This is a genomic window from bacterium, from assembly GCA_028821235.1.
Classification (GTDB): Bacteria; Actinomycetota; Acidimicrobiia; order Spongiisociales; family Spongiisociaceae; genus Spongiisocius.
This window is the reverse complement of the sequence record JAPPGV010000027.1, coordinates 68201-75168: the sequence shown is the minus strand read 5'-3', so window position 1 is coordinate 75168 and position 6968 is coordinate 68201. Positions and strand designations below refer to the sequence as shown.

Annotated in this window: 7 protein-coding genes; 3 read left to right on the top strand and 4 right to left on the bottom strand. The window is 66.7% G+C overall.

All coding sequences use genetic code 11. The features are described 5' to 3' along the window. Positions 1 to 127: 127 nt before the first annotated feature. The 3 genes from OXK16_03240 to OXK16_03230 form a co-directional block, all read right to left on the bottom strand. On the bottom strand, positions 128 to 541 hold the full coding sequence (locus OXK16_03240) for a hypothetical protein (GenBank protein ID MDE0374963.1): 414 nt from the start codon (positions 539 to 541) through the stop codon (positions 128 to 130). Positions 542 to 738: 197 nt separating this feature from the next. Then, positions 739 to 1665 carry a TIGR03564 family F420-dependent LLM class oxidoreductase gene (locus tag OXK16_03235; GenBank protein MDE0374962.1) on the bottom strand — a complete coding sequence of 309 codons (927 nt, stop codon included), beginning with the start codon at positions 1663 to 1665 and terminating at the stop codon, positions 739 to 741. Positions 1666 to 1727: 62 nt separating this feature from the next. Beyond that, on the bottom strand, positions 1728 to 2105 hold the full coding sequence (locus OXK16_03230) for a PadR family transcriptional regulator (GenBank protein MDE0374961.1): 378 nt from the start codon (positions 2103 to 2105) through the stop codon (positions 1728 to 1730). A 151-nt stretch (positions 2106 to 2256) separates the two neighbouring features. On the opposite strand from OXK16_03230, the gene chrA reads away from it, so the two are divergent. Genes chrA through OXK16_03215 form a run of 3 tightly spaced genes read left to right on the top strand, consistent with a single transcriptional unit; the run spans position 2257 to position 5762 of the window. Then, positions 2257 to 3504, top strand: a complete 1248-nt coding sequence (gene chrA, locus OXK16_03225) for a chromate efflux transporter (protein ID MDE0374960.1) — start codon at positions 2257 to 2259, stop codon at positions 3502 to 3504. Next, complete coding sequence (locus OXK16_03220; GenBank protein ID MDE0374959.1) at positions 3504 to 4502, top strand: hypothetical protein; 999 nt, start codon at positions 3504 to 3506, stop codon at positions 4500 to 4502. The genes chrA and OXK16_03220 overlap by 1 nt, the downstream gene beginning before the upstream one ends. A 39-nt stretch (positions 4503 to 4541) precedes the next feature. Continuing rightward, positions 4542 to 5762, top strand: coding sequence for a heterodisulfide reductase-related iron-sulfur binding cluster (locus OXK16_03215; GenBank protein MDE0374958.1), 1221 nt, complete (start codon positions 4542 to 4544; stop codon positions 5760 to 5762). Between the two features lie 55 nt (positions 5763 to 5817). Here OXK16_03215 and OXK16_03210 read toward each other — a convergent pair whose 3' ends face one another. Further along, positions 5818 to 6960, bottom strand: a complete 1143-nt coding sequence (locus OXK16_03210; protein MDE0374957.1) for a heterodisulfide reductase-related iron-sulfur binding cluster — start codon at positions 6958 to 6960, stop codon at positions 5818 to 5820. Positions 6961 to 6968: the final 8 nt, after the last annotated feature.

Here is a 6968-nt window from a genome sequence, read left to right as displayed (position 1 = left end):
GGCAGCGGCGTTCCTCGCAAGGCCCGCTGACGAAGGCGTACCCGCAGCGGTACGTTGAGGAAGCGGAACGCAGCGACGGGACGCCGATGACCGCCAGACCACACCAAGCTGTTTCGCAGACAGACCACTAAAACCCGCCGAAGCGCATCAAGACCATCATGGTGAAGATCACTGGGAAGGCGGCAACGTAGACAGTCCTCAGGAAGGCGGGCGTGGGCACGCGGTTGAGGAGGAATCCGAACATGAGTATTCCCAGCACCCCCGACAGGATGAAGATCCACCCGTACGAGGTGTTGAGTTGGTCGAGCACGCCGGTCATCAGCCCGCGCAGGATTCCCGTGACGACCGTGCCGCCGGCCGTGATCAACGTGATCTGGCGGGCCTTCGCGGTCAGTAACGACCCGCGGGCAGCCTCCGCCTGCTCCTTCGGCAGGGTGGCGAGGGCCGGGAACAAGGTGACCCGGGTGAAGGCGATCGAGCCCGCCCAGAAGATACCGAAGGCCACGTGAAGCCAATGAACTACGAACACGTCCCAAGCCACTACCGGCCTCCCATTCGCACCGGCGCCGTACAGCGTCTAGACGGTATCGTAGCCCGATATCGGTAGCCGGAATCGGATTGTAAGAGGTGAAGATCGAACGCCTGTCCGGTAATCCCCTGATCGTGCCGGCTCTGGATCCCCGGATCGGGACCAACATCAACGAGCCGCCCGTCATCCCCGGGGCTCGTATCACCGGTCTATGACACGTCGTTTCTCCGGGCATAACCGGCCAGGAAGGCATGGGTCCGGTCGTACTCCTCGGGCGACGAGGCGAGGATCTGGGCTGCGAAGTCTGTGGCGCCTGCCTCGGCCAACTCGTCCAGGCGTCTACCCACTTCGGACTCGTCGCCGATCAGAGCCACCTGCGCCGGGCTGGAAGATCCGTTGAGGTCCAGTACCGCCCGGTAGACCGGCCTGCTTCCGATGCCCGTCAAGGCCCGCTCGGCGTGCTCGTACGCGGATGCCCTGTCGTCGGTCACCCACACCGGAGCTCCGGCCACCACCCTCGGCGGCAGCCGTCCGGCTCCTTCTGCCGCAGCCGTAGTCTCGGGAACCGCCACCGTCCTCACGTAACGAGCGCCGCTGAGCCAGAGGACGGTCCCGTCCGATAGCGACCCGGCTACTCGCAGCATCTTCGGACCCAACGCGGCCATGAGGACAGGCGGGCTGGCCGTAAGCGTGGCAAGCGGCAGCGAGACCTTCGAGAGGGAGTACTCAGCCCCGGAGAAGGTCACCTCCGCACCTGACAGCAACCCTGAGAGGCAGGTGAGGTACTCGCGGGCGTGACGCACCGGTGCCGACCAGTCGAAGCCGAGGGAGGACATCAAGGTGTCGTGGCTCACGCCCACGCCAAGCGCCAGCCTTCCGGCGCAACCGATCTGCACCGTCAACGCCTGCAGGGCCAGCGCATACGGATGCCGGGGGTAGGTGGGCACGATGGCCGTTCCCAACTCGACTCGGGTCGTGCTTGCACCGGCGACAGCCAGCTGGGTGAGGGCGTCCATCCGACCCGACGTCCATGCGGTGTCGAAGCCGGCTGCCTCGGCTCGGGCGATGGTGGAGATCAGGTTCTCGAGCGTCGGTTCCCCGGGAACCGAGATCGAGGCCATGAGCCCGATCCTCATCCGGACATGGTGTTATCCGGGAGCATGATCCTCCTGCCCGGCGTGGCGCCGATCCGGGCCTCCTACCGGGAACCGGCGGCAACAGCCTCGCCGTCCAGGACATCGGATACGAGCTCGCGGATCTTGGGGCGCAGGTCCTCCAGCGCCTGCTGTCCGCGATCTGTCAGCGAGTAGTACTTCCGCACCTTGCCGCCGACCACCTCGGGAGAGCGTTCGAGGAACCCGATCTCCTCCAGTCCGTGGAGGAGCGGGTAGAGGGTTCCCGGCGACAGGTTGTAGCCGTGGGTCGCCAGCTCGTCGTTGAGCGCTACTCCGTACACGGGGCCCCTGCTCGCACAATCGAGTACGTGCACCCTCACGAAGCCCAGCAGGATGTCGCGAAATAGCTTGCTGTGGCCTTCGAATGTGGGATGACCATCGATACGGTCGGTCTCAATCATTTGGGCACCTGTTCGTTACTAATCGCTTGGCACGCGAACGGGCGGCTACGGGCTGACGGTTCGAGTTCGGACTCCGAGCTCGGGTTATCGCTCGACGCCCCCTGGTATCGTAGCCCGATATTGGCACGCGATGCATGGTCAGGGGAATCCGGTGACGGACGATAGCAAGCCGAGCAACCAGGACGCGGGAGCCGGTTCCGGAACCTTCAACCCCGAGCGGGGATCGGTAATCGAGATATTCTGGGTCGCCCTACGCCTCGGGCTGACTTCTTTCGGCGGGCCCATCGCCCACATCGGCTACTTCCAGGACGAGTACGTCCAGCGGCGCCGGTGGGTGGACGAGGAGACCTTCGCCGATCTGGTCGCCCTTTCGCAGGCCTTTCCTGGGGCGGGAAGCAGCAAGCTCGGCATGGCGATCGGCATGGCGCGCGGTGGGTTGTGGGGCGGTTTCGCGGCCTGGCTCGGGTTCACCCTTCCGTCGGCCGTGATCATGACCGTGCTCGGCCTGACGGCCTCCCAGATCACCGAGGAAGCGGCCGGATGGATACATGGGCTGGTCGTGGTGGCGGTACCGGTGGTCGGCCTCGCGGTGTGGAAACTGTGGCGGCAGCTTGCCCCGGACCGCTTCCGCAGCTCGATCGCGGTCCTGGCCACGCTGGCGGTGATCGCCTTCCCCTCGTCGGCCCGCACCACCATCGTCATCGTGATCATCCTGGGGGGGATCGTGGGCTGGTTCTTCCTGCGCCGGGAAGCCGCCGCCGCCCGCTCGTACCAGCTCGGGTCCGGACGCCGGGCCGCGGTGATCAGCGCGGTCCTGTTCTTCGCCCTGCTGGCCCTGCTGCCGGTGGCGCGGGCCGCCTTCGATGAGCAGGCCATCGCGACGGCCGACGCCTTCTACGGTTCCGGGGCGCTGGTGTTCGGCGGAGGCCCGGTGGTGCTGCCCCTTCTCGAGAGCGAAGTGGTGGGGCCCGGCTGGGTCGACGAGGACACCTTCATCGCCGGCTTCGGCGCGGCTCAGGCGGTGCCGGGGCCGATCTTCACGTTCTCGGCCTATCTCGGGGCTTCTCTGGGGACGGCGCCGAACGGGGTCGGGGGCGCGCTGCTGGCTCTCCTGGCCATCTTCCTGCCCTCCTTCCTGATCGTGGTCGCGACGCTCCCGTCGTTCGGCGCGCTCCGCGCCCGCGCCGAGGTGCAGGCGGTGCTACGTGGGGTCAACGCCGCCGTGGTGGGGATCCTGCTAGCCGCCCTCTACGACCCTCTCTGGTCGAGCGCCATCCTCACCCCGGAGGACTTCGGCCTGGCCCTGGTCGCCCTGGGGCTCCTGGCCTTCTGGAAGCTCCCCCCATGGCTGGTGGTCATCCTGACCGCGGCCGGCGGTGGTCTCCTAGCGACCTTCTGATGCCGTCCGAGTCCTGGAGGCGATCCCTGGCGGACGGGATCAGCCAACTCGGGCGTTGGTTCCAGGGACGCTACGGATTCGAGGCGGACGAGCCGACCGAGACGGTTCCTGCCGACCTCTACTTCGATCCCGACTTCATGAGACGAGCGATCGCCGCGTCCCACACCGTGCGGCCCGAGTTCCTGTTCCAGGACCCACCGGCGCCCGACACCCCCGAAACCGAGGTCGATCTCGACCTGAGAGTGGCCGTGTCACGCGTCACCCGCCACTACACGGCCTGCCTCTCGGTGGCTGCCTACACCGCGCTGGCCCATGGGGTGGCGCTCGACATGTCGCCCCGGAACTGCCGGTTGCGTACCAGGCTCGGGCTTCCGTTCACTCTGGTACTGGACCACCTCGGGGAGGGCGCGGTGGTGACCCCGGAGCGTTCCACGCCGTGGCGGGTGACGGCCCCCAGCGTCACGACTCTGGCGGAGGCGCGCGCTCACGTTTGGCGGACCCTGTACGGGACGCATCTCGCTCCGTTTTTCGAGACGGTCCGGCACATCACCCGCGTGTCGAGGCGGCTGCTCTGGACCAACGCTGCCGAATGGTTGGGGATGATCTCGGACTCCGCCGACGAGTACCTCGCGGGGGCCGGCCGACCGTACGTGGAGGACCGCCAAGCCCTGATGAACACCCCTTCCCTGCCGCAGGTCCCGGGGGAGAATCCCCTGCGCGGCTTGGTGGTGTGGGACCCGGTTCCCGATCCCCGCTACCCGCACGGTATCCACCGTAGGTTGGCGTGTTGCCTGACCTACCGGTTGGAAGACCGCCTGGGCCGCCTGTGCCAGAACTGCCCGCTGCTCACGCTCGAAGAGCGCCTCGCCCTGGTGCGTGAACGCTACGGGGTCCGCATGGGAACCGGCGGAGGACCGGCCGAGAGGCAGTCCGTCCGGCGGGGATTGGAACGGATCGCGGGATCGGACCGGCCTGGCCAAGCCGTCCATGACGGCTGAACGCTAGATTGCAAGACGAACAAGAGAAGGAACGAGCAGATGGCGGTTGACGACCGGATGGTCACGAAGAACGCGGCCGGCGAGGACTTCGACCTCTCGAGGGCAAGCGAGTTCAGCTTCACCCAGTTCTATCGGGATCACCTCTACTCGGAACGCCTCCAGATCTCGCGTGACGAGATGACATGGCTGGAGCGTTACGCAAAGCCGGACCAGCCTGCGGAGGTGGTGCTCAACTTGAGTTGCGGTGTGCAGAACACCCCCCACCTGATGCTCACCCAGGTCGCTTTATTCGAAGCCCTGGGGGTCGACTTCGTGGCGACAGCCGGCAACAAGTACTGCTGCGGCCGACCGTTCCAGCGTTTCGGGAAAGGTCAGGTTGGCGACACCATGGCGGCGCGCGCCATCGACCGGTTCGCCTCGTGGCAGCCCGAGGTCAACGTTCAGTGCTGCGGCTCGTGCTTGATCGAGTTCAACTACCACGTGCGGGTCGTCGCAGAGGAGCGGGGTGAGGCACCCTTCGAGGTGATCCACATAACGGACTACCTCGTCGACCGGCTGATCGAGATGGGCGATGACGTTCCGTGGCGCAAGTCGATACCCCGGCGGGTGATGGTGCACGCGGAGGGCGCCGAGGTCCATCCCACCAAGGAGGCAGCCAAGTCGGCGACTATCCGAACTCTCGAGTTGATCCCGGGGATCGAGTATGTGGGCATCGTGGAGAGCCCTGCTCTCGGCCAGCCCTGCGCGACCAAGGGCCCGGGAGAACCCAGCGTCCTCAACGACATCACCCCCGAGCAGTACCTGGAGGTCTGCCGGGACCTCCAGGACCAGGCGGACGCGGTGGGAGCGGACGCGATCGTGACCCATCACCACATGTGCCACCGCGAGTGGTGCAAGTTCGGGACCAACCGTCTGCCGGTCCTGCACTACCAGTCGTTGCTGGCCGAAGCACTGGGGATCAGGATTCCCGATCGCTTCCAGGCTCTCTGGAAGCTCGGGGATCCCGAGAAGGTGCTCCAGCAGACCCGCCGCCACTGGGAGTCATGGGGGATGGATGAGAAGGACGCCCGTCACGTCGTGAAGCATCACTTCATGCCCGAGTACGCGTCACAGGTGCAGCGGTGCCCCTGCGAGGGGAACTGCTCCGAGGCCGCCGCCGGTACCGGCGGCGCCGCGGCTGCCCTCGGAGCGGACTGTGACACGTCCTGGACGGCCACGCTCGAGGCCGGTATGGAACTCCCCGTCCTCGACCTCGTCTGACACAAGCCGGAACGGCCGCTGATCCTTGATCGCTATCGGCCTGTAGGAGGATCCCCTAGGACGGTTGGCGGACCTCGGTCGTACCGGGCCAGACCAACTCGGGCGAGGGGGCGCCGCAGCCGGAGCCGCCGCACTCGCAGTCGTGGATGCTCTCCGAGAAAGCGGCCGTGAAGTGGGTGCGAGCGTGGTCGTAGGCATCCTCGCGGCTGATCCCCCACGAGCCCCAAGCCGGGTGGGCCGCCTCCACTATGGCGTCGGTATCGGCCAGCCGCCAGTAGGTCTGGTAGCGGTCCTCGACTCCCACACCGAGCGCGTCGGCGAGGACGGACATCCAATGACGGACCCCCAGCTTGTGGCTGGCCAGCTTGGACCACTGCTTCTGGCAGGCGTGATAGGGGGTGACGACGATCTCCGCCCCGGTGCGTTCGGCCTGCTTCCCCAGATCCCGGAGGATCTCCCGATGGGCGTCGGAACTGATATCGCCCAGGCCCACGAAACGGTCGTTGATCTTCTTGAGGTCGCAGGGCGCACCAGTCGAGGGCGGTTCGACGATCCCCAGGTTCTCGACACCCGGGATGTAGGACAAGATCTCGTCGACCGCGTCGATAGTGGCGCCGCTGACCAACTCGCGGCCGGGCCGGCCGCCATGTTCGTAGGCGCGGTCGTTGGGGACCTTGGGCTGGTCATGGCGGTGGACCAGGACGGGTAGCCGATCCGTGTTCTTCCAAGGGATGTCGCCTGCTCGCTCTCGCAGCGAGCGGGCCATGTACGTGGAGACGTGGATCACCTCGAACGGCGTAGTCATGCGCCGGCTGGCCACGTCGATGTAGGTGATCATGCATGCCCCGCACCACTGCACCATCGTCTGCGGTCGGTAGGAGGCGAAGCGCGTATAGGAGGTCGCCACGACCCTGTCCGCCGCCCTCACCCTGCCGGTTCGCTGCAAAGGACGCCCGCAGCAGAACTGGCGTCCGACCACGGCTTGGTGCTCGATCCCCAGCACCTCGAAGACCCTCACCGCGGCGCGCATCAGATGAGGCGTGTGCTGGACGGCGCATCCGAACGCCAGCAGCGTGTCCACCGGAGCATCGGGCGTCCTGTGGCGATCCACCCAGTCCACCTCGTCCCTGGCCACCTGCATGGCCAGGCTGTTCATCATGCCGCCGTAGAACTCCTTGGGGGAGAACCCGGACCCCATAGACCCTC